21 protein-coding genes are annotated in these 21,008 nt (G+C 69.4%); 6 read left to right on the forward strand and 15 right to left on the reverse strand.

Annotation, left to right across the window (positions count from 1 at the left end):
• The first annotated feature begins 39 nt into the window (after nt 1-39).
• A complete protein-coding gene (locus ACWDTS_RS20355; RefSeq protein ID WP_450118901.1) occupies nt 40-1,344 on the forward strand; it encodes an ROK family transcriptional regulator in 1,305 nt (434 codons plus the stop codon).
• A gap of 7 nt (nt 1,345-1,351) precedes the next feature.
• Here ACWDTS_RS20355 and ACWDTS_RS20360 read toward each other — a convergent pair whose 3' ends face one another.
• Both ACWDTS_RS20360 and ACWDTS_RS20365 read right to left on the reverse strand, forming a co-directional pair.
• Entirely contained in the window at nt 1,352-1,975 is a 624-nt protein-coding gene (locus ACWDTS_RS20360) for a class I SAM-dependent methyltransferase (RefSeq protein ID WP_450118902.1), read from the reverse strand.
• A gap of 85 nt (nt 1,976-2,060) precedes the next feature.
• On the reverse strand, nt 2,061-2,738 hold the full coding sequence (locus ACWDTS_RS20365; protein ID WP_450118903.1) for a TetR/AcrR family transcriptional regulator: 678 nt from the start codon (nt 2,736-2,738) through the stop codon (nt 2,061-2,063).
• A 309-nt stretch (nt 2,739-3,047) separates the two neighbouring features.
• Between ACWDTS_RS20365 and ACWDTS_RS20370 the strand changes: the two genes are divergently transcribed.
• Nucleotides 3,048-3,887, forward strand: coding sequence for a mycofactocin-coupled SDR family oxidoreductase (locus ACWDTS_RS20370; RefSeq protein WP_450118904.1), 840 nt, complete (start codon nt 3,048-3,050; stop codon nt 3,885-3,887).
• Between the two features lie 66 nt (nt 3,888-3,953).
• Here the strand turns inward: ACWDTS_RS20370 and ACWDTS_RS20375 are convergent, their stop codons facing one another.
• Nucleotides 3,954-5,228: a multidrug effflux MFS transporter gene (locus ACWDTS_RS20375; RefSeq protein WP_450118905.1), complete on the reverse strand. Its 1,275-nt coding sequence runs from the start codon at nt 5,226-5,228 to the stop codon at nt 3,954-3,956.
• A 74-nt stretch (nt 5,229-5,302) separates the two neighbouring features.
• Here ACWDTS_RS20375 and ACWDTS_RS20380 point away from each other — a divergent pair, with 74 nt between their 5' ends.
• On the forward strand, nt 5,303-5,776 hold the full coding sequence (locus ACWDTS_RS20380) for a MarR family winged helix-turn-helix transcriptional regulator (protein WP_450118906.1): 474 nt from the start codon (nt 5,303-5,305) through the stop codon (nt 5,774-5,776).
• Here the strand turns inward: ACWDTS_RS20380 and ACWDTS_RS20385 are convergent.
• The gene (locus tag ACWDTS_RS20385; protein ID WP_197252130.1) at nt 5,765-6,697 is read right to left on the reverse strand and encodes a LysR family transcriptional regulator ArgP; all 933 of its coding nucleotides are present in this window, start codon (nt 6,695-6,697) and stop codon (nt 5,765-5,767) included. The two genes, ACWDTS_RS20380 and ACWDTS_RS20385, sit on opposite strands and share 12 nt — an antisense overlap.
• Before the next feature lie 72 nt (nt 6,698-6,769).
• Here ACWDTS_RS20385 and ACWDTS_RS20390 point away from each other — a divergent pair, with 72 nt between their 5' ends.
• On the forward strand, nt 6,770-7,372 hold the full coding sequence (locus tag ACWDTS_RS20390; RefSeq protein WP_197252142.1) for a LysE/ArgO family amino acid transporter: 603 nt from the start codon (nt 6,770-6,772) through the stop codon (nt 7,370-7,372).
• Between the two features lie 9 nt (nt 7,373-7,381).
• Here the strand turns inward: ACWDTS_RS20390 and ACWDTS_RS20395 are convergent, their stop codons facing one another.
• Nucleotides 7,382-8,245 (reverse strand): cation diffusion facilitator family transporter, encoded by an 864-nt coding sequence (locus ACWDTS_RS20395; RefSeq protein WP_450118937.1) that lies wholly within the window; start codon nt 8,243-8,245, stop codon nt 7,382-7,384.
• Nucleotides 8,246-8,278: 33 nt separating this feature from the next.
• The gene (locus ACWDTS_RS20400; RefSeq protein ID WP_450109744.1) at nt 8,279-8,695 is read right to left on the reverse strand and encodes a pyridoxamine 5'-phosphate oxidase family protein; all 417 of its coding nucleotides are present in this window, start codon (nt 8,693-8,695) and stop codon (nt 8,279-8,281) included.
• A 112-nt stretch (nt 8,696-8,807) separates the two neighbouring features.
• On the opposite strand from ACWDTS_RS20400, the gene ACWDTS_RS20405 reads away from it, so the two are divergent.
• Both ACWDTS_RS20405 and tgt read left to right on the forward strand, forming a co-directional pair.
• Nucleotides 8,808-11,531, forward strand: a complete 2,724-nt coding sequence (locus tag ACWDTS_RS20405) for a cation-translocating P-type ATPase (protein ID WP_450118907.1) — start codon at nt 8,808-8,810, stop codon at nt 11,529-11,531.
• Between the two features lie 102 nt (nt 11,532-11,633).
• Entirely contained in the window at nt 11,634-12,875 is a 1,242-nt protein-coding gene (gene tgt, locus ACWDTS_RS20410) for a tRNA guanosine(34) transglycosylase Tgt (RefSeq protein ID WP_450118908.1), read from the forward strand.
• Nucleotides 12,876-12,894: 19 nt separating this feature from the next.
• On the opposite strand, the gene ACWDTS_RS20415 is transcribed toward tgt, so the two are convergent.
• The 9 genes from ACWDTS_RS20415 to ACWDTS_RS20455 all read right to left on the reverse strand — a co-directional run bounded on the left by ACWDTS_RS20415 (nt 12,895) and on the right by ACWDTS_RS20455 (nt 20,977).
• Nucleotides 12,895-13,650 carry a queuosine precursor transporter gene (locus ACWDTS_RS20415; protein WP_450118909.1) on the reverse strand — a complete coding sequence of 252 codons (756 nt, stop codon included), beginning with the start codon at nt 13,648-13,650 and terminating at the stop codon, nt 12,895-12,897.
• A 100-nt stretch (nt 13,651-13,750) separates the two neighbouring features.
• On the reverse strand, nt 13,751-14,689 hold the full coding sequence (locus ACWDTS_RS20420; protein ID WP_450118910.1) for an RDD family protein: 939 nt from the start codon (nt 14,687-14,689) through the stop codon (nt 13,751-13,753).
• A gap of 93 nt (nt 14,690-14,782) precedes the next feature.
• The gene (locus ACWDTS_RS20425) at nt 14,783-15,736 is read right to left on the reverse strand and encodes a hypothetical protein (protein WP_450118911.1); all 954 of its coding nucleotides are present in this window, start codon (nt 15,734-15,736) and stop codon (nt 14,783-14,785) included.
• A 76-nt stretch (nt 15,737-15,812) separates the two neighbouring features.
• Nucleotides 15,813-16,772 (reverse strand): tRNA glutamyl-Q(34) synthetase GluQRS, encoded by a 960-nt coding sequence (gene gluQRS, locus ACWDTS_RS20430; protein ID WP_450118912.1) that lies wholly within the window; start codon nt 16,770-16,772, stop codon nt 15,813-15,815.
• A 103-nt stretch (nt 16,773-16,875) separates the two neighbouring features.
• Nucleotides 16,876-17,532: a hypothetical protein gene (locus ACWDTS_RS20435; RefSeq protein ID WP_450109738.1), complete on the reverse strand. Its 657-nt coding sequence runs from the start codon at nt 17,530-17,532 to the stop codon at nt 16,876-16,878.
• Between the two features lie 60 nt (nt 17,533-17,592).
• Nucleotides 17,593-18,168 (reverse strand): TetR/AcrR family transcriptional regulator, encoded by a 576-nt coding sequence (locus ACWDTS_RS20440; RefSeq protein ID WP_197253261.1) that lies wholly within the window; start codon nt 18,166-18,168, stop codon nt 17,593-17,595.
• A 103-nt stretch (nt 18,169-18,271) separates the two neighbouring features.
• Nucleotides 18,272-18,829: a TIGR03086 family metal-binding protein gene (locus tag ACWDTS_RS20445; RefSeq protein ID WP_197253263.1), complete on the reverse strand. Its 558-nt coding sequence runs from the start codon at nt 18,827-18,829 to the stop codon at nt 18,272-18,274.
• Between the two features lie 135 nt (nt 18,830-18,964).
• Nucleotides 18,965-19,726 carry an SDR family NAD(P)-dependent oxidoreductase gene (locus ACWDTS_RS20450; protein ID WP_450118913.1) on the reverse strand — a complete coding sequence of 254 codons (762 nt, stop codon included), beginning with the start codon at nt 19,724-19,726 and terminating at the stop codon, nt 18,965-18,967.
• 66 nt (nt 19,727-19,792) lie between these two features.
• On the reverse strand, nt 19,793-20,977 hold the full coding sequence (locus ACWDTS_RS20455; RefSeq protein WP_450109736.1) for an acetyl-CoA C-acetyltransferase: 1,185 nt from the start codon (nt 20,975-20,977) through the stop codon (nt 19,793-19,795).
• Nucleotides 20,978-21,008 lie beyond the last annotated feature (31 nt).

The following is a 21,008-nucleotide window of genomic DNA, read 5'->3' on the forward strand; positions in this document are numbered from 1 at the left end:
AGCGTTCAGTAACAGCGCTGCCGCGCCGACAATGACGGCATGGCAGACGCGTCGAAACTCCGGATCGCCGCACGCGCCACGTCGTCGACCGTGACGCGGACCCAGACCGCGCGTTCGTTCGCGCCCGTGCCGCGTGCGGGCAACCCCGCGTCCGGCGCGGTCACACCCGCGGGGCAGGTGTTGCGGGTGCTGCGCAGGGTCGGTCCCGCGACCCGCAGCGAACTGTCGCGGCACACCGGCTTCTCGTTGTCCGCCGTCAACCGTATCGTCGGTGAACTCCTCGGCCGCTCACTGCTGCGCGACCGTCCCGAGCTGGCCGCCGGCGGGATGGTGGGCCGGCCGCAGATTCCGCTCGACCTGAACACCGACGCGTACTTCACCGTCGGCGTCCACGTCGACGGGAACGAAATGCGTTGTGTCGCAGGTAATCTTCGCGGGCAGGTGCTCGACTGCCTCGAATTCGACGCCCCGGCCACCGCGCACGCGGCGCTGCCCGTCGTCGCGTCGGCGCTGCACCGTTATCGTCTCTCCTACCCGACCCGGTGTGCGTTGTGGGTCGGGGTGGTCGGGGACGGCCGCGCCGAGCGCCGTGCCGGTGGCGGCCACCGGTTCGGTTGGGACGACGTGCCGGACGCGGCGTGGGCCGCCGCGATACCCGTGCCGGTCACGGTCACCCCGCACGTCGACGCGATGGCCGAAACGGAACTGTGGGCACTGGAACTCGCCGGCCGCCCCAGCCCGTCGAGCTATCTCTATCTGCACGTCGACGAACCGTTCGGTGCCGCATGGATCGTCGACGGACGCATCCCCGCACCGGGTCGCGGCCCCGGCACCATCGGTCACCTCGCGACGGGTTCGGACGTGCCGTGCCCGTGCGGCCGGGTCGGATGCCTCGAGGTGACCGTGGCCGACCGGACGTTGCTCGACGCCGCGGTCCGCGACGGCGTGCTCGGCTGGGAAGCCGCGTCCCGCGGTATCGGCGAACTGTATGCCGCCGTCGAATCCGGATCGAAAGCTGCTGCTGCGCTGCTGGATTCACGAGCCGAGACGATCGGGCGGGCGGTCGCGGTGATGCGGGACATCGTCAACCCCGACGTCGTCGCGGTCGGAGGGCGGGGGCTCGAGGCCTACCGTCCCGGTCGGCAGGTCCTCGCCCGCAGCTATGCGCGGGCGAGCGCGCTGCCCGCTCTGCCGCTCACCTTCTCGTCGTTCGGTGACGGGATCGGCGACGCCGGCGCGCTCGGTGCGTCGCTGTCCGCGGTGTACACCGACCCGGTCGCGACACTGGCCCGCCGGGCGGCGCGCCCGTCCTACGACCCCGCCGCCGACCGCTTCTGCGGCTGAGCCTGCGTCAGGGGCGTCGGACGGCGCGGAGCACCGCGTCGTGCATGACGAGTTCCTGCCCGTCGTGTCCGTCGACCGTGCGGGTCCGCGACTCGGCGACGGCGACCTCCCACAGGTCCGGTTCCAGTCCGGTCGCGAGTTCGCTTGTGGTGACCCGTGATTCCGGTGCCGTGTGATCTCCGTGGTGCGGGTGGGCGGGGTGGTCGTGGCCGACGACGAGCAGCGTTCCCCCCGGCGCGACCGCGCCGGCCAGGCGCCGCAGGAGCTCCTCGCGCGGTCCGGGCGCGTGCACGTAGTGGGAGGAGACGAGATCGTAGCCGCCGCGCGGCGGTGTCCATTCGCTCAGATCCGCGCGCACCCACTCGATCCGGTTCGCGACGTCGGCCCCGGCGGTGGCGGCGCGCGCACGCGCGCGGTCCAGAGCGGCCTCGGCAATGTCCACCGCGGTCACGTGCCAGCCCCGCGCGGCGAGCCACAGGGCGTCGCCGCCCTCGCCGCATCCGGCGTCCAGTGCCCGGCCGGGCGGCAGGTCCGCGACCTCGGCGACGAGCTGGGGATTGGGATGACGGTGGATCGTGGAGCGACCCCGGTAGCGGTCCTCCCAGAACTCCCTGTCGAATGCGTCGGGCATGATGGCGTCCTTCCGTGTGCTGCCCCGACTGTGCGTGACGCACCGACGGAAGGGCAAGTTCCCTTGCCGGATCGGCAAGGGGTGATCAGTCGGGATCCGGCACCGGCTCGGGCGATTCGTCGGGTTCGATCTTCGGGGGTTCGTCGGTGTCGTCCGCGGCCCGGGTACGTCCGGCGAGGGCGGTCAGCGACTCGAACCGTCCCATGTAGCGCTCCATGAACCGATGGGCCTCGTCGTGTCCGCGCGTGACGTCGATGGCCGCCTCGTTGACGATGGTGCGGGCGAGACCGGTGAGGAACATCGCGATCACGACGGGCGGAAACTCGTCGAGGTCGACGCCGTGCGAGCGCAGCGCGACGGTCAGCGCGGTCGTCTCGATGTCGCGGACCCGCTCGGCGTACGCCTTCAGTTCCGCGCCGATCGCCTTGCGGTGGTTCGCCAGGGCCATGAATTCGGTGTGCAGCCGGGTCATGCGGGTGTCGGAGGCGATCCGCCACAGCGCCCGCAGCGGATCCTCCTCGGACAGTGCCCGGCGCTGACGTTCGAGCACGGTCTCCGCGCCGGAGCGCAGCACCGCGAGGAACAGGTCGTCCATCGTGGGGAAGTAGTAGTAGACCAGGGCCGGCTTCACACCGGCCCGCGTGGCCACGCGCCGCGACGTCGCCGCGGCGTAGCCTTCCTCCTCCATGATCTGAGCGGTCGCCTCGAGCAGTCGCTCGCGCGCCCCGGGTTCCTTGCCCTCGCTCACCTGTGGCCTACCCACTCGGAACACCTCCGGTCCACGTCGGACGCATGATCGCAGCGATGAACCCGCTCGGGTCTTGACTGTGATCTACGCCTCATGCAAGCATGTGGCCACTGTATCAGCCTGATCGATCGATCAGTTTTTCTGACTTCGCCGCACCGCGCGAACCGCACGTCCGAGGGGGTGGCCTCGTGTTCGACGTCTCGACGGCAGCCTTCTTCCGGCGTGCTCGGCCTCGGGTGCGGAACGTAGGGACCGTTCCGGAACGGACAGCTGAGCAACCGAATTCGGACTGATACGCACATCGTCGAGAGCAGGGAGGAAACCATGGCCGGACGGGTCGAGGGGAAGGTCGCGTTCATCACGGGTGCGGCGCGAGGTCAGGGGCGCAGCCACGCGGTGCGGTTGGCCGAAGAGGGCGCCGACATCATCGCGATCGACATCTGCGGACCGATCACGGAGGGCAGCCCGATCCCGCCGTCCACTCCGGAGGACCTGGCCGAGACGGCCGCACTGGTGAAGAACCTCGATCGGCGCATCGTGACGGCCCAGGTCGATGTGCGTGACTACGAGGCCGTGAAGGAGACGCTGGACGGCGCCGTCGAACAGCTCGGCAGGCTCGACATCATCGTCGCCAACGCCGGCATCGGCAACGGCGGCGAGACGCTCCACGAGACCAGTGAGAGCGACTGGGACGACATGATCGGCGTCAACCTGTCGGGCGTCTGGAAGGCCGTGAAGGCCGGTGTGCCGCACCTGATCTCGGGTGGCCGTGGCGGCTCGATCGTGTTGACCAGCTCGGTGGGCGGGCTCAAGGCGTACCCGCACACGGGGCACTACATCGCCGCCAAGCACGGTGTGGTCGGTCTGATGCGCACGTTCGCGGTCGAACTCGGCCAGCACTCGATCCGGGTCAACTCGGTGCACCCGACGAACGTCTCGACGCCGATGTTCATGAACGAGGGCACCTTCAAGATGTTCCGCCCCGACCTCGAGAACCCGGGTCCCGAGGACATGGAGTTGGTGGCGAAGCTGATGCACGTGCTGCCGGTCGGCTGGGTCGACCCGGTCGACATCAGCAACGCGGTGCTGTTCCTGGCGTCCGACGAGTCCCGCTACGTGACGGGCCTGCCGCTGACGGTGGACGCCGGCAGCATGCTGAAGTAGCACGGGCGCAACGCAACCCGGCCCGACCGATACGAAATCGGTCGGGCCGTGTGTGCGGCCGCGCGGTTATGCGGTGCGATCGGCCGAGCGCGATCCGGTCAGCGTGAGAGCACCCAGGGCGATCGCGGCGCTGAGCACCATCGCGATCCCCATCGGCAGAGCGGTTTCCTCGCCGCCGATGCCGACGAGCGGCGAGATCGCCGCGGCGAGCAGGAACTGCAGGGCGCCGAGAATGGCCGAGCCGGTGCCCGCGGCGCGCTGCGCCTCGCCGAGCGCCAGGGTGGTGGCATTCGCGATGACCAGGCCGAGGCTGCCCATCGTCAACCACAACGTGACCAGCGTGACCCACAGGACCGGACCGGCCAGCGCGTCGACCAGCATGACGACGGAGAACACGGCGAGCAACGTCAGGCCGATGCGCAGCGTCGCGCGTTCGCCGAACCGGCCCGCGACCGCGCCGTTGACCACGCTGAAGATCACCAGGCCGATCGCGTTGGCCGTGAACGAGACTGTGTACCAGCCGGTCGAGAGACCGTGGACGTTCTGCAGCACGAACGGTGACGCCGAGATGTAGGCGAACATCACGCCGAACGCGAAGGCGTACGCCAGGGTGTATCCGACGTACCGGCGGTTGCGGAGGAGCGCGCAGGCGTCACCCAGCATCGCGGCCGCACCACCGATGGAGCGGCGTTCCTTCGGATGGGTTTCCGGCACCAGCGCCAGGACACACGCGAACATCAGCAGCGACAGCCCGGCCAGCACCCAGAACACGGCGCGCCAGCCGACATTGGTGACGACCGTGCCGCCGACCAGCGGGGCGACGACGGGAGCGACGGCGTTGACCACCACGAGCAGCCCGAACAGCTTGGCTGCGGCCGGACCGTGCACGCGATCGGAGATCACCGCGCGGCCGAGCACGATGCCGGCCGCACCGGCGAAGCCCTGCAGGAAGCGCGACGCGGCGAGCAGTTCGACGGTGGGGGCGAGGGCCGAGGCGGCGCTGAACACCGCACACACCAGGGTGCCGACGAGCAGCAGCGGCCGGCGACCGAACCGGTCCGAGAGCGGCCCGAACACGAGCTGGCCGAGGGCCAGGCCGATGAGGAACGTCGTGAGGGTGAGCTGCACGGCCGACGCACTGGTGCCGAACTCGACGGCCATCTCGGGGAACGCCGGCAGATACATGTCGATCGCGAGCGGGGCGACCGCCGCGAGCAGCGCCAGCGTGGCGACGAGCTTCGCGGGGAAGTGCGGGGTGTCCGGAGCCGGGACCGGGGGAGTGGCGGAGGCGTCGGCGGGCTCGGCCACGGCGGTGCCCGCGTGCTGGGAGTGCTGGTTCAAGACGACCCTTCGAGTGGGGATGTATCTAGAAGTAGATCTAAAATTATATCTAAAATAGCGACTAGACTGCGGGCGTGTCCAACGATCCCCCCGCCGCCGACGGCACCACCCCCTCCGGCGAGGACGTCCGGCGCCTGGCCCGGACTGCCCGCTCGCTGGTCTGGGCACTGCGTCGTTTCGGTGAGAAGGAGGCGGGATTGTCCCTGCTTCCCCAGTCGGAGATCGAAGTGCTCCGGATGCTGGCCGAACGCCCCGGCAGCACCGTGTCCGAGGTCGCCCGCTATCTGGGCCTGCAGAGCAGCAACGTCAGCACCACGGTCCGCCGCCTCGTCGACCGCGGCCTCGTCGAACGGCAGGTCGACCCCCACGACGGCCGCTCGCACCGGCTGCACCAGACACCCCTCGCCGAGCGCAACAACAGCCGGATCGACGACATGTGGTTCGACGGCGTCCGCCGGCTCCTCGACGGGATGAGCGAGGACGAGGCGGCCAAACTTCTCGAGGCGGCCCCGCTGCTCGCCCGGCTGGGTTCGATGTCAGGCGACTGACGGGCGCAGCACCTCCCGCGCCGTGCGCCGCACCACCTCGGTGAGCGCGTCCAGAACGGGCGATTCCAACCGCCAGCGCTGCCAGTACAGCGGCACGTCGAACGGCTCGTCCGGGGCCAGCTGCACCAGATCGGCATCGCCGCCGAGTGCGAGGTCGAGCACATCGTCGCCGAGCGCGAAATCGAGCATCGGTTCGGGCAGCATGCCCCAGCCGAGCCCCAGGCGCGCGGCGTCGACGAACTCGCGCGCACCCGGCACGTAGTTGCGCGGCGGGTCGAACCGGCTGCGGGTGTGTCGCCGGAGGAAGCGGTTCTGCAGGTCGTCCTTGCGGTCGAAGGTGAGCATCGGCGCCTCGCGCAACGCGGCCGTGGTCATCCCGTCGGGAAACCAGTGCGCCGCGAAGTCGACGCTCGCCATCGCGTGATACCGCATGGCGCCGAGGTTTTCGGACGTGCAGCCCTGCACCGGATCGGGTACCGACGTGACCGCCGCCATCGCCGTGCCGTCCCGCAGCAGCGAGGTGGAATGGAACTCGTCCTCGCGCAGCAGTTCGAACAACGCGCGGTGGTGCTGCGGCATCCGGGCCAGCGCCCGCAGCATCCAGGTGGACATCGAGTCGGCGTTGACCACGAGCGGGACGGTCACGTAGTTGTCCGCGCTCGCGGTGAGGCCGAGCGCCTCCGCGGTGTCCTGCTCGAGCCGGGCCACCTGGCGGGCCAGCCGCATGATCGCCTCCCCGGGCCCGGTCGCGGTCACCGGTCGGGTCCGGCGCACCAGCACCTGCCCGACCTGCTGTTCGAGGGCCTTGATGCGCTGGCTCACGGCGGACGGGGTGATCCGCAGGACCGCGGCGGCGCCGTCGAAGGTGCCCTCGTCCAGCACCGCGGCGAACGTGCGTAGTTGAGCGAAGTCCAGATCCATATGAAGAAACTCTAATGTTCCTTAAGGAAAATCAACTGTTCTTATCTCGTGACCTTTCCTAACGTGGTCGTCGTGAACCTCGTCCTCGCCGGTTTCCTCACCGGACTCTCGCTGATCGTCGCGATCGGAGCGCAGAACGCGTTCGTCCTGCGCCTGGCCATCGCGCGCCGGCACGTGCTGCCGGTGATCGTCGTGTGTGCCCTGTCCGACGCGGTGCTCATCGCCGCCGGTATCGCCGGGATCGCGACCGTCCTCGATCGAGCCCCCGGCGCGCTCGAAGTGATTCGTTGGGGCGGTGTGATCTTCCTCGTCTCGTACGGTCTGCTCGCGGCCCGGCGCGCCCTGCGACCGTCCGCGTTGAGCGCGGCCCCGGGCGGGGCGATCACCGTCGGTGCCGCGCTCGCGACCTGTCTCGCGCTGACCTGGCTCAATCCGCACGTCTACCTCGACACCGTCCTCATGCTCGGATCGGTCGCCAACACCCACGGCAACCCGGGCAAGTGGTGGTTCGGTGCCGGCGCCGTCGCCGCGAGCATCGTGTGGTTCGGTGCGCTCGGCTACGGCGCGCGGTATCTGCGGGCGTGGTTCGCGCGACCCGGCGCCTGGCGGATCCTCGACGGCGCCGTCGCGGTGCTCATGGTGAGCCTGGGCGTGGGTCTCGCGGTCGGGAACTGACCTGCAGGTTCAGCGACGCCGCGCGACCTTGCCGATGGGTTCCAGGTGGGTGAACACCGTGGTTCCCGGCAGGGCCGAGCGCACATCGTCCTCGACCCGGTCGAGCAGATCGTGTCCCGCCCGCACCGTCCAGTCGCCGGGCACGCGCACCGTGAGATACACGAAACGCTGCCGGCCCGAGGCCCGGGTGCGGGGCGGCAGGATCGTCACCGACTCGTCGCGGTATCGATCGAGCACCTGCTGCACCTGCGCGACGTCGTCGGCGGGCAGCGCCGCGTCGAGCAATCCGACAACGGATTCGCGCACCAGGCCGTAGCCGATACGCAGGATGTTCAGGCCGACGAGCAACGCCACGATCGGATCGAGGACGTACCAGCCGAACAGGGCGACCAGGCCGATACCGACGAGAACCCCCACCGACGTCCATACGTCGGTGAGCAGGTGCTTGCCGTCGGCGATCAGCGTGATCGACCGGTGGCGGCGTCCCACCCGCAACAGCAGTAATCCCACCGCGAGATTGAGAACCGACGACCCCGCCGACAGGAACAGGCCCAGCCCCAGCTCGGTCAGTGGCTGGGGCTGCAGCAGCCGCTGCACCGACGTCCACACGATCGCCGCGGCCGCCGCGAAGATCATCGCGCCTTCCACTGCGGCGGAAAGATATTCGGCCTTGCCGTGCCCGAAATCGTGATTCTCGTCCGGGGGTTTCGCCGCGGCCCGCAACGCGAAGACCCCCACCACCGCGGCCACCAGGTTGACGCCCGACTCGAGTGCGTCGGACAGCAGACCCACCGACCCGGTGATCCACGCCGCCCCGGCCTTGAGCGCCATCGTGGTCAGGGCGGTCGCCACCGACAGGAGCATGCACCGCATGAGCAGGCGGTGCTGCCCGGGTTCGGTCACCGGTCAGTGCTCGACGAGCGCGAAACGACGACCGGTGATCTCGGTCGCGGTGATCTCCACGAAGTTGTACTTCGGTGTCGATACCCAGGGCGTCGGACCGAGTTCCTCCACCGCCTGAATCTCGTTGAAATGCGTGAGGATTCGTGCCCTCCCGTGAACGACGACGCTCCACGCGGTGCGCTCGCCGACGACATCGGCCTCGAACGCGACCTCCGCGTGCACCGCCAGCTCCGACAGTTTGCTGCCTTCCCCGGACCGGAAGTACACCTTCCGGTCGCCGACGACATAGTTCACCGGAAAGATGTCCGGACGGCCGTCCGCGGTCACCACGAGCCGGCCCACCTTCTCGGTTCGCAGCAGCTCCCAGCACTCGTCTTCCTCCAGAACGGTGACCGCGTCCGCATCCGACGGCTCGCTCATGGCTCCTCCGATCCTTCGACGATGTACCTGCCCGTCCAGCACATCACGAACAGCGTGGCCGTGCAGTGGAACGCCGGGCACGCCGGGCGATCCACCGATAGCGTGGGAGCCCATGACCGACGTCGTCGAATCGCCGTGGCACACCCGGTCGCCCGTCGAGGTCGCCGCAGCGCTCGGGGTCGACCCCGGGACAGGGCTGTCCGCCGTCGAGGTCGAACGGCGACGCACCGAACACGGACCCAATCTGCTCGCCGAGGCGCCGCGAGTTCCGGTGTGGCGCAAGGTGGCCGCGCTGCTCGCCGACCGGATGACCCTCGTGCTGGTGATCGCCGCAGTGGTCAGCGCGACCGTCTCCCGCGAATGGGAAACCCCGGTCGTGATCTTCGCGGTCATCGCATTGAACACGGTCCTCAACTACGTGCAGGAGGCCCGCGCCGAGAACAGCCTGCAGGCACTGCGGCAGATGTCCGTCTCGACTGCGCAGGTCCGCCGCGACGGACGGGAAGCGGACCTGCCGCGCGCCGACCTGGTCCCCGGGGACGTCGTGCTGCTCGAGGCCGGCGACACCGTCCCCGCAGACGGACGGCTCGTCACCGCCGTGCGCCTGCAGGTCGCCGAGGCCGCGCTCACCGGCGAATCGCATCCCGTCGACAAGGAGATCGACCCCGTCGCGGAGCCGGCCGCGCCCCTCGGGGACCGCACCGACATGCTGTTCATGAACACGCAGGTCACCCGCGGGCGTGCCGAGATGATCGTCACCGCCACCGGCATGCACACCGAGATGGGGGCGATCGCCACCCTCCTCGGCACCGCGGGGGTGGAACAGACCCCGCTGCAACGCCGCATCGGCCAGCTCGCCGGAACGCTGACGATCGTCGCGCTGGTCACCGTCACCCTCGTCTTCGTGCTGGGCCTGCTGCGCGGCCAGTCCTGGTCGGATCTGCTCCTGACCGCCGTCTCCCTCGCGGTCGCCACGATCCCCGAAGGCCTGACCGCCGTGGTCGCCTTCACCCTCGCCATGGGTGCGTCCCGGCTCGCCGCGCGCGGCGCGATCGTCAAGCAACTGTCCGCGGTCGAGACCCTCGGCAGCACCACCCACATCGCCACCGACAAGACGGGCACGCTGACCCTCAACGAGATGACGGTGCAGCGGTTGCTCGTGCGCGGCCGCAGTTTCCGGGTGACCGGCAGCGGCTACGGCACCGACGGCAAGATCCTGGTCGGCGACGGCCTGCCCGCACCGGACATGACGGCGGCGCTGCTGGGCATGGCGCTGTGCAACGACGCGGCCGTCCACGACGGCGTCCTGGTCGGCGATCCCACCGAGGGCGCGCTGGTCGTGCTGGCGGAGAAGGGCGGCATCGACGTCGACGGGGCGCGGGGTGCGTTGCCGCGGCTCGCCGAGGTGCCGTTCGACTCGGCCTACAAGTACATGGCCACCTTCCACGCGGTTCCCGAGGGCGGCTACCGGGTCTTCGTGAAGGGCGCGCCCGGTGTGCTGCTCGACCGGGCCACGACGATGCTCGGCGCCGGCGGCCCGATGCCGCTCGACGAGGCCGACCACCACCGGATCAGGGCCGCGATCGACGGCCTCGCCGGCGAGGGCCTGCGCACCCTCATGATCGCGGGCCGCGACCTGGACGCGGTGCCCCGCGGCGACGCCGACGCCCTGCAACGGTGCGTGGACGAACTGACCGTGTACGCGGTCGTCGGGATCGTCGATCCGCCGCGGCCGGAGGCCAAGCACGCCATCGAGGTCGCGCACGGCGCCGGAATCGTCGTGCACATGATCACCGGCGACCACCTGGTGACGGCCACGGCGATCGCGCGGCAACTGGGCATCCCCGGCAGCGCCGCGAGCGGCGCGGATCTCGACCGGCTCGACGACGCAGCCCTGCAGGACCGCGCGGCGGAGTTCGGGGTGCTGGCCCGGGTGGCACCCGAGCACAAGATCCGGGTGGTCAAGGCCCTGCAGGCCCGCGGGGAGATCGTCGCGATGACCGGCGACGGGGTGAACGACGCACCCGCCCTCGAGCAGGCCGACATCGGCGTGGCCATGGGGATCACCGGTACCGACGTGTCCAAGGGCGCCGCGAACATGATCCTCACGGACGACAACTTCGCGACCATCGTCGCCGCGGTCGCCGAGGGCCGGGGAATCTACGACAACATCGTCAAGTTCGTGAAGTTCCAGCTCACCACCGCGTGGGGATTCGTGCTGATCTTCCTCGCGGCCGGGGCGCTGGGGCTGGCCGGGGGCGCACCGTTCACCGCGCTGCAGATCCTGTGGGTGAACATCATCATGGACGGGCCGCCGGCCCTGTCGCTCGGCGTCGACCCGGCCGAGCCGGGCACGATGAAACGCCCGCCACGAGCGGCCCACGAGGCACTGCTGAACGCGGCCCGGGTCCGGCGGATCCTGGGGCTGGGTGTCGTGATGGCCGCCGGCACGATCGCGGTGCTGTACTTCGCTCCCGATCTCTTCCCGGACAGCGCCGGCGACCCGCTGTTCGCGACGACCCTCGCGTTCACGACGTTCGTGTTCTTCCAGGTGTTCAACCTGTTCAACGTGCGGTCGAACCTGGGATCGGTCTTCTCGTTGCAGACGTTCACCAACCACAGCGTGTGGATCGCGATCGCCGCCGTGATCGTGCTGCAGGTCTGCGTGGTGCAGGCCGGGGTGCTGCAGGGATTCTTCGACACCACGTCCCTGACGCTGCCGCAGTGGGCGCTGGCCGTGGCGGTGGGTTCGGTCGTCCTGTGGGTCGACGAGGTCGGCAAGGCCGTCGCGCGAGGCGTGGCACGACGCCGCAGCAGCGGGGACGTCGAGCCGTAGCGATCACGGAAACGGCCGCTCACGCACCGGCCGGTCGAGGTCCGGTGAACGGTAACCTGGCACAATCGTCGGGTGAACGCCCCACGCAGTACCGACTCCGCAGTGCCGACTCCGCCCGACCCGTTCTTCACCGTCGGCGCCCGGCTGGACAACGGTCTGGGCCGCACCGGCACCATCCACACCCCGCACGGCGACATCCGCACGCCGGCGTTCGTCGGTGTCGGCACCAAGGCGACGGTCAAGGCGGTGCTGCCCGAGTCGATGAAGGACCTCGGGGCGCAGGCCCTGCTCGCCAACGCGTATCACCTGTACCTGCAGCCGGGACCGGAGATCGTCGACGAGGCCGGTGGGCTCGGCAAGTTCATGAACTGGGACGGCCCGACGTTCACCGACAGCGGCGGATTCCAGGTGATGTCCCTCGGCGTCGGATTCAAGAAGGTGCTGGCGATGGAGGCGGTCGGAGTGCAGTCCGACGACGTCATCGCCAAGGGCAAGGAACGGCTCGCGCACGTCGACGACGACGGCGTCACCTTCAAGTCGCACCTCGACGGCTCCCGGCACCGGTTCACCCCCGAGGTGTCGATGCGGATCCAGCACCAGCTCGGCGCCGACATCATGTTCGCGTTCGACGAGCTGACCACCCTGATGAACACGCGGCGCTACCAGGAGGAGTCGCTCGCGCGGACGCAGGCGTGGGCGGTGCGCTGCATCTCCGAGCACGAGAAGCTCACCGCCGAACGCGCTCACCGTCCGTACCAGGCGTTGTTCGGTGTGGTGCAGGGTGCGCAGTACGAGGATCTGCGGCGACAGGCGTGCCGCGGCCTCGAATCCATCGTCGGCGAGTCCGGGCGCGGATTCGACGGATACGGCATCGGCGGGGCGCTCGAGAAGCAGAACCTCGGCACCATCGTGCGCTGGTGCACCGAGGAACTGCCCGCCCACAAACCCCGCCACATGCTCGGCATCAGCGAACCCGACGACGTGTTCGTCGCGATCGAACACGGCGCCGACACCTTCGACTGCGTGAATCCGTCCCGGGTCGCCCGCAACGCGGCCATCTACCACCCGGACGGCCGGTTCAACATCAACACCAGCCGCTTCCGGCGGGACTTCACGCCCATCGACGAGAACTGCGACTGCTACACGTGCGCGAACTACACCCGCGCCTACATCCATCACCTGTTCAAGGCGAAGGAGATGCTGGCGTCGACGTTGTGCACGATCCACAACGAGCGGTTCACGGTGCGGCTCGTCGACGAGATCCGCGCGTCGATCGAGGGCGGCTGGTTCGCCGAGTACAAGGCGGACACCCTCGGCCGGTTCTACGCGGGTGCCCGCCCCTAGTCGGAGCGCCGGATAGGGGTCAGACCGCCGAGTACGTCGGTTCGTGCTTCTTCACGTGCGCGATCACGCGGTACGTGATCGGCATGACGACGATCTCCACCAGCGTCTTCCACAGGAATCCGACGATCACGTAGTTGGTGAAGTCCGTCCACGTCGAGATGCCGATCGCACCCGCCGCGATCGCGCAGAAGATCAGCGTGTCGGCGAACTCGCCGACCACCGTGGACCCGATCAGCCGGGCCCACAGGTACTTCTCCTTCGTGTGTTCCTTGATCCGCACCAGCACGTACGAGTTCAGCAACTGGCCGACGAGGTAACCGGAGAGGCCGGCGAGCAGGATGCGCGGGACGACCCCGAGGACGGCGTCGAACGCCTCCTGGTTCTCGTAGAAGTCGGCGGGCGGCAGCAGGCCGGTGATCCAGAAGCACAGGGCGGCCAGGGCGACCGCGCCGAACCCGAACAGCACCGCGCGCCGGGTCGCCGCGAACCCGTACACCTCGCTCAGGACGTCGCCCAGGATGTACGCGAGCGGGAAGAGGAAGAAACCGCCGTCCGTCAGGATCGGCAGGATCTGCAGTGAGCCGACCGCGACGTCGGCGTCGCCGAAGAATGCGACGCCCTTCGTCGCGCAGATGTTGGAGATGATGAGCACCGTCGTGAACAATGCGACGATCCCCGGGTAGTAGCTGCGCGCCACGTGCGCGAACGCCGCATGATCGGTTGTGGCGACCGGGCCGGTGGCGGGATTCTTCGGGGTCGATGCATGCTCTGTCACCCGGCCATCCAAGCACTCGCGGCGCGACAACGCGAAGTACGGACAAAACGCCGCGGGCCCCGTCCGGAGTGGACGGGGCCCGCGGTCGGGGTGGGACGGATCAGGACTTGACGACCTGCGTGCCGCCCGCGAACTTGTCGTGGAAGCCCTGCTTGGTCGGGCTCTGCTCGATGGTGACTGCGACGCCGATGTATGCGGCGAACGAGGCGATGTTGAACAGCCAGCCGAGGATCGGAATCCAGGTCAGCGCCTGCAGCCCCAGGTAGGCGTTGCGCTTCGCGGCCTCTTCGAGCGTGGGGAGTCCGCCGTTCGGGCCGGTCACCGACAGACCGAGCACCTTCTTGCCCACCGTCGCGCCCTTCGTGGACTCGAAGTACGTCGCGTAGCCGAGCATCGCGACGCCGGAGAGCAGGCCGACCACCGCGGTCAGGAAGAAGACGTCGGCGATGGCGACGATCGCGGTGAGGATCGCGAACGGGACACCCACGATCAGTGCGTCGATGACGCGCGCGCCCAGTCGCGGGAGCAGCTCGCCCGGCTGCCCGGCACCCGGGCCGGAGGCAGGCTGCGGTGCGCCGAACTGTGGAGCGCCGAACCGGTCGGCCGGAGGAGCGCCGAACTGGGGGGCGCCGTACTGCTGGCCGGGCTGCTGCGGGGCACCGTACTGCTGGTTACCGAACTGCGGGGCCTGCTGGTCGCCGTACTGCGGCGCACCGTACTGGGGGCCGGCGGGCGGGGCGGTGTACTGCGGCGTCGAGGACTGGCCACCGTACTGCGGACCGCCGTACTGCGGACCGCCGTACTGCGGGGCACCGTACTGCGGCGCACCGGTGGGGGCACCGTACTGCTGTCCGCCCGCCGGGGCACCGTACTGCGGGGGATTCTGCTGGGGCGGCTCGTAGCCCGAGGTGATCGGGTTCGGGAAGTGCGTGGTGTAGTCGGCCGGTTGCCCGGATGCCTGCGGTCCGCCGTACTGAGGTGCGGGGTATGCCCCCGGACTGTGTGGATCGGACTGAGGCGGATATCCCCCGGTGGTCATGTCTCTCCCTTGTCGTCGGGCGTGCGGATGCTGCACGGTACAACGCCCGTGCAGCCCTCGTCGATATGGTCGAAATGTCCGCACGCTGCCCGATCAGGGTGCCACAGGACCCCCAGTGGTCACTCGGTACGCATAGGTCGAGGCGATGAGCGTCACGGGAACACTGACGAACAGACCCAGTCCGCACAGCAGCGCGCCGACGATGTTGAGCCCCACCACGGCCAGCGCGAGCAGCAGCAGCGTCCCCACGTTGGACGAGATCGCTTGGATGCTGGACTTGATCGCGGTGATCGCATCCTGGTTCTTGTCGATGACGAACGGCAGCGTCCACCAGGTCAGGAACACGACGATCAGGCCGGGGATGATCAGGAGCACGAACCCGATGACGGTGGCGAGGCCGACGAGCACGCTCGCGATGATCACCGCGGCGACGTTGGTGAACTGGAAGAACGAGCCGAACGCGGGCTTGTTGCCGTCGATCTCGTGCAGCGCCCCGCGGACGTACGCGGCCTGGATGAGGTAACCGACGATCGCGCTCACAATCGTGCCGATCGCGCGCCACAGCGTGAAGTCACCGTCGGTGTTGAAACCGCCGAAGATGAGGTTGATCACACCCTGGATGACGAGGGCCACGATCATGAAACCGATCCACACCCCGGCGTTCGCGCTGAACTTCGACCATCCGTACGAGATGGCGTCGCCCACGCTCAGCTGCGTCGGGACGGGGGAGTAGCCGGGAGGCTGCGACGAGAAGTTCCCCGGCGGGGGCGGGTAGTTACCCGGGGGCGGGGGGTAGTTCCCCTGCGGCGGGTAATTGCCTTGCGGGGGATAGTTCCCTGACGGCGGGGGGTAGCTCCCTGGCGGGGGCGGGTAGTTGCCCTGGGGCGGAGGGTAGTTCCCGGGAGGTGGGTAGTTGCCCGGCGGGGGCGGATAACCGCCGGACGGTGGTGGCGGGTAGCCACCCTGCGGATTCTTCGGATCCGGGTTCTCGGGGCTGTTGCCCTGCCTGTACGGGTCCTGGTTCGGGTCGTAACCGCCGGTCGTCATAGCTCGTCCTCTCGAGGCGGCTGAGCGTCAAGTCAATTCCGCACACTACGTCCGATTCGGTCGTCGCGCAGCATGATCAACTTTGTCCGGCGATCCCGGCTTCGTCGGGCCGGACGGGCTCGATCTCGAACACCCACGGATGCCGGGGCAGCAGCGCCGGGTTCCAGCGGTCGAGCAGCAGCGGCAGCGTCACCGGCTCCCCGGGATCGGCCAGGCGGAGGGACACGGCGATCCGGCCCAGCACATCCGCGGGAGTGTGCCCGAGGGCGCGTTGATCGGCGAGGGTCACGGCGCCGTCGCGCTTGGCCAGCCTCTTGCCCTCCGCGTTGAGAGCGAGCGGGACGTGCGCGTACACCGGCGCCGGAAGATCGAGCAGCCCAGCCAGATACGCCTGACGGGGTGCGGAGGAGAGCAGGTCGTCGCCGCGCACGACCTGATCGATGCCCTGCGCGGCGTCGTCGACGACGACCGCCAGGTTGTAGGCGGGGGTCCCGTCGCCGCGTCGCAGCACGAGATCGTCGACGATTCCGGTGAAATCGCCGTGCAGCACGTCGTGCACCGTGAAGAAGTCCGTTCCGGCCCGCAACCGCACGGCCGGCGGGCGGCCCGACGCCATCTTCTCGGCCCGTTCGGCACTCGACAACCTGCGGCACGTGCCCGGATAGGCACCGGCCGGCGCGTGCGGCGCGGAGGTGGCCTGCTGGATCTCGCGTCGGGTGCAGAAACACTCGTAGGTCAGCCCGGCCCGGGTGAGCCGGTCGATCGCCTCCTCGTACAGTCGAAGCCGCCGCGACTGGTGGACGACCTCGGCGTCCCAGTCGATGCCGAGCGCCGCCAGGTCCGCGAGCTGAGTGTGCTCCGCGCCGGGCCGGACCCGATCGAGATCCTCGACGCGCACCAGGAACCGGCGTCCGGTGCTGCGGGCGAACAACCACGCGAGCACGGCGGTCCGAAGGTTGCCCAGATGCAGGTCGCCGGAGGGACTCGGCGCGAACCGCCCGGCTCCCACCGGTGCCTCGGCCTCCGAATAGAACATTCCTGCACCCTATCCGGGTGCGGCTCCGCCGCCCGTGTGCCTGAGTGCGGCTCCGCCGCCCGTGTGCCTTTGTGGCGGTCGGGACCGCCACAACGCAACACCGTCAGAGGAGGTTCACCGCATTCGCCACGACCAGACCGAGGATCACCAGCGACAGCAGGGACTGCACGGCCATGGTCAGCTTCGCCCACCGCGCCAGGGGCAGGACGTCGGCGGGACCGAACGTGGTGGCGTTGATCAGGGCGAGGAACAGGTAGTCGGCGAAGACGGGCCGCCACCCGCTGGGCGCGAGTTCGGGCTCGAGCTGCTGGGGGAACGCCAGGTCGGGATGGGCCCGGGGCCGCAGGTGCCGGTTCACGGCGCCACCACCGTCGAGTTCCCAGTACAGGAAGCCGAATGCCAGGACGGTCTGCATCCACACCAGCGCACCGGACAGCAGCAGGTCGATCGCGACCGTGGCGGTCGGTGCGCTGTGCAGCAGATCCCACACCAGCCGCGCCGCACTCCACGCCGCCCCCGCCGCGATCACGACCACCAGGGCGACGGACAGCGCCCGCACCCATCTGCCCGGGCGGTCGATACGACCGGGGTCGACGATGACGAGCGCGACGAGAACCGATCCCTCGATGACGGGAAGCAACCACGTGTAACCCGGCGAGTAGTGCGAGGGAAGCAGGAACGGCACGGCCATCGACACGAGCACGAACGCCGAGGCGGTCCAGCGCTGTTCCGCGCGTGGGGAAGGTGAAACCTCGGTCATCGCGGAGCCCTCGTTCCGGGTGACGGGATCATTCACTCGGTAGACCGAATGATGGTCGCATCAGTCGTCGGCGAGGGCCAGCTGAATCTGGGTGTGCAGGGAGTGGGTGAGGAACTCCGGCGGATACAGCGCTGGGCATGCGATCGCGTCGAGAGCGAGACCGTTGACGGCGGCGAGCAGCAGCGTCGCCCGTGTCTCCGGCTCCGGGATGCCCATCCGGATCAATACGGCGGACACTCCCGTGCGCATCGTGAACAGCGTCGCGTGGCGGATCGCCCCGAGCGGCGGCGACGTGACCGCGCGGACCGTGAAGGCCGCCATGACCTGCGCTTCGCTGGCTCGCTGTTCGTCGAGCGGCAGCAACTGGCTCAGGGCCGCGAACAAGGTGCGGGACGGGTCGATGTCGGGATCGGTGCTGCTCAGCCGGGCCAGGACCCGGTCGGCGAGCGCCCGGAAGGCGAACGCGAGCATCGCGTCCTTCGTCGGGAAATGATGCTGTACCGCGCCGATGGAGACCCCGGCCTCACTCGCGACCTCGCGCACGCTCGCCGAGTCCAAGCCGCTGCGTGCCGCGACCTGGAGCAGGGCAGCGGCGAGCCGGTTGGGGTTCGTGGTGGCGTACGGACGGGCGCGCATGGATGCACCGTACCTGCATCAATCGGACATACGACGGTATGGGTACCGCTACCGGAGACCGACCGGCACCACGGCGACCAGGCACGACGCCGGTATGCGACGCTCAGGCCTGCCGGCCCAGGTACCCGAGGACCCGGGTGGTGCGGTCGGCGCCCTCGGGCACGTCGACGGCCGGACCGCACACACCCGCCATGCGGATCGATTCCCCCATCGCGGTCGCCGCGGACTCGACGAAATCGAGGTCGGCGTCGGCGATGGTTTCGTCGAGGCCCGTCGCGCGTGCCAGGTCCCACCCGTGCACCACCAGATCGAAGGTGTAGAACCGGTCGACGGTCGCGGCGAGGGACGTTCGCCCGAAATAGCCTTCGTACTCGAGGTTTCCGCGAGCCGGATCGTCGAGGATCTCCTGCATCGCGTCGCGGGTCGCGATCCACGCCCCGACCGGATCCGCTTCCGGTGACGGTTCGGACGGCAGCTCGAGGCCGACCTTGGTGACGATGTCGCGCTGGGTCTCGACGACGTGCTGCACCACGTCGCGCGCGGTCCAGCCGTCGCACGGAGACGGCGAGCTCCACCGGTCGGTGGGGACCGCTTCGACGGTGGCGGTGAACTTGGCGGCGAGGTCGCGGTAGTGGTCGGCGGGGGACGCTGCGTTCGTCATGACCTCGATTGTGGTCGAAGCCCAGCGATCCGAGGCGGTAACTCGCTCGCCGACGTGCCGGCCGAGGAACCGTGGGTAGCTGTCGGTGCCGCTACCTACGGTCCGTGGCCGGCACGGCGCGATCGGATACCGCGGTCAGCGCGGTGCCATACGGATGGCGCCGTCGAGGCGGATCGTCTCGCCGTTGAGCATCGGGTTGTCGATGATGTGGGCGGCCAGCGCCGCGTACTCGTCGGCCTTACCGAGACGCGAGGGATGCGGAACCTGCTCGCCGAGTGAACGCTGCGCTTCCTCGGGGAGACCGGCCATCATCGGGGTCTCGAAGATTCCGGGCGCGATCGTCACGACCCGGATGAGATGCCGGGCAAACTCGCGGGCCAGCGGCAGAGTCAGGGCCGCGACCCCACCCTTCGACGCGGCGTAGGCGGGCTGACCGATCTGCCCGTCGAAGGCGGCGACCGAGGCGGTGTCGACGATGACGCCGCGCTCGCCGTCGATCGGATCGGTCGCGGCGATCTTCTCCGCGGCCAGCCGGATCACGTTGAACGTGCCGACGAGGTTGATGCGGACGACGCGTTCGAACTCCTCGAGGGGAAGGGCCCCGTTGCGGCCGAGGACCTTGCCGGGCGTGGCGACACCCGCGCAGTTGACCGCGACCCGCAGATCACCGAGACCGGCAGCGAAATCGAGGGCTGCGGCGACCTCGTCGGGGGAGGTGACGTCGGCGGCGACGAAGTGCGCGCCCTCACCGATGGCCGCTGCCGCGTCGGTACCGCGCGAGCTCGGCAGATCGATCAGCACCACCTGGGCTCCGCGTTCGTGCAGGGCCCGGGCGGTGGCGTTGCCGAGGCCCGAGGCACCACCGGTGACGATTGCGACGGCTCCGTCGATGTTCATGAAATTTCTCCTGGTCGGGGGGACGGTCACGGGGTTCTCGCAACCGGAAGAGACAGGGCGCTCAGCTCACGGCACGCGCACGATGAGAGCGTCGCCCTGACCGCCGCCACCGCAGAGCGCGGCGACACCGGTACCACCGCCGCGGCGGCCGAGTTCGAGCGCGAGGTGCAGCACGATGCGCGCCCCGGACATCCCGAGAGGGTGGCCGAGCGCGATGGCGCCGCCGTTGACGTTGATCCGCGTCCGGTCGAGGCCGAGTTCGCGGGCCGACGCGATGCCGACCGCGGCGAATGCCTCGTTGATCTCGACGAGATCGAGATCGGTCGGGGCGATACCCTCACGCTCGCAGGCCTTTGCGATGGCCCGCGACGGCTGCGACTGCAGGGTCGAATCGGGGCCGGCCACCACGCCGTGCGCGCCGATCTCGGCGATCCAGGACAGTCCGAGTTCCTCGGCCTTGGCCTTGCTCATCACGACGACGGCGGCGGCACCGTCGGAAATCTGCGAGGCCGACCCGGCGGTGACCGTACCGTCCTTCAGGAACGCGGGCGGCAGCTTGGCGAGCGATTCGGCGGTGGTGTCCGGGCGGATGCCCTCGTCCGCGGTGAACAGGACGGGGTCGCCCTTGCGCTGGGGGATCGGCACCGGCACGACCTCGTCGTCGAACAGGCCGTCCTTCCAGGCGCGGGCCGCGTTCTGATGCGACGCCGCGGAGAACTCGTCCTGCTCCTCGCGGGACACGGCCCGCTCGTCGACGTTGGCGTACTCGGTGAGGTTGCCCATGCCCTGATCGGTGAAGACGTCGTAGAGCCCGTCGTGCGCCATGTGGTCGCGCATCGTGACATCGCCGTACTTGAATCCGGTGCGGCTCTTCTCGAGCAGGTGCGGTGCCTGGCTCATCGATTCCTGCCCACCGGCGACGACGATGTCGAATTCGCCTGCGCGGATGAGCTGGTCGGCCATCGCGATCGCGGTCAGTCCGGACAGGCAGACCTTGTTGATGGTCAGGGCCGGGACGTCCATCGGGATGCCGGCCTTGGCGGCGGCCTGGCGGGCGGGGATCTGGCCGGCCCCGGCGGTGAGGACCTGGCCCATGATGACGTAGTCGACCTGGTCGGGGGACACGTGGGCCTTGTCGAGTGCGCCCTTGATGGCGACGGCGCCGAGGTCCGAGCCGGAGAAGTCCTTCAACGAGCCCAGCAGCCGTCCCATGGGGGTGCGGGCGCCGGCGACGATCACAGAGGTGGTCATGAGTGAGCTTTCGGCAGTAGGACAGTAGGGC

The organism is Rhodococcus sp. NPDC003383 (genome assembly GCF_053589115.1).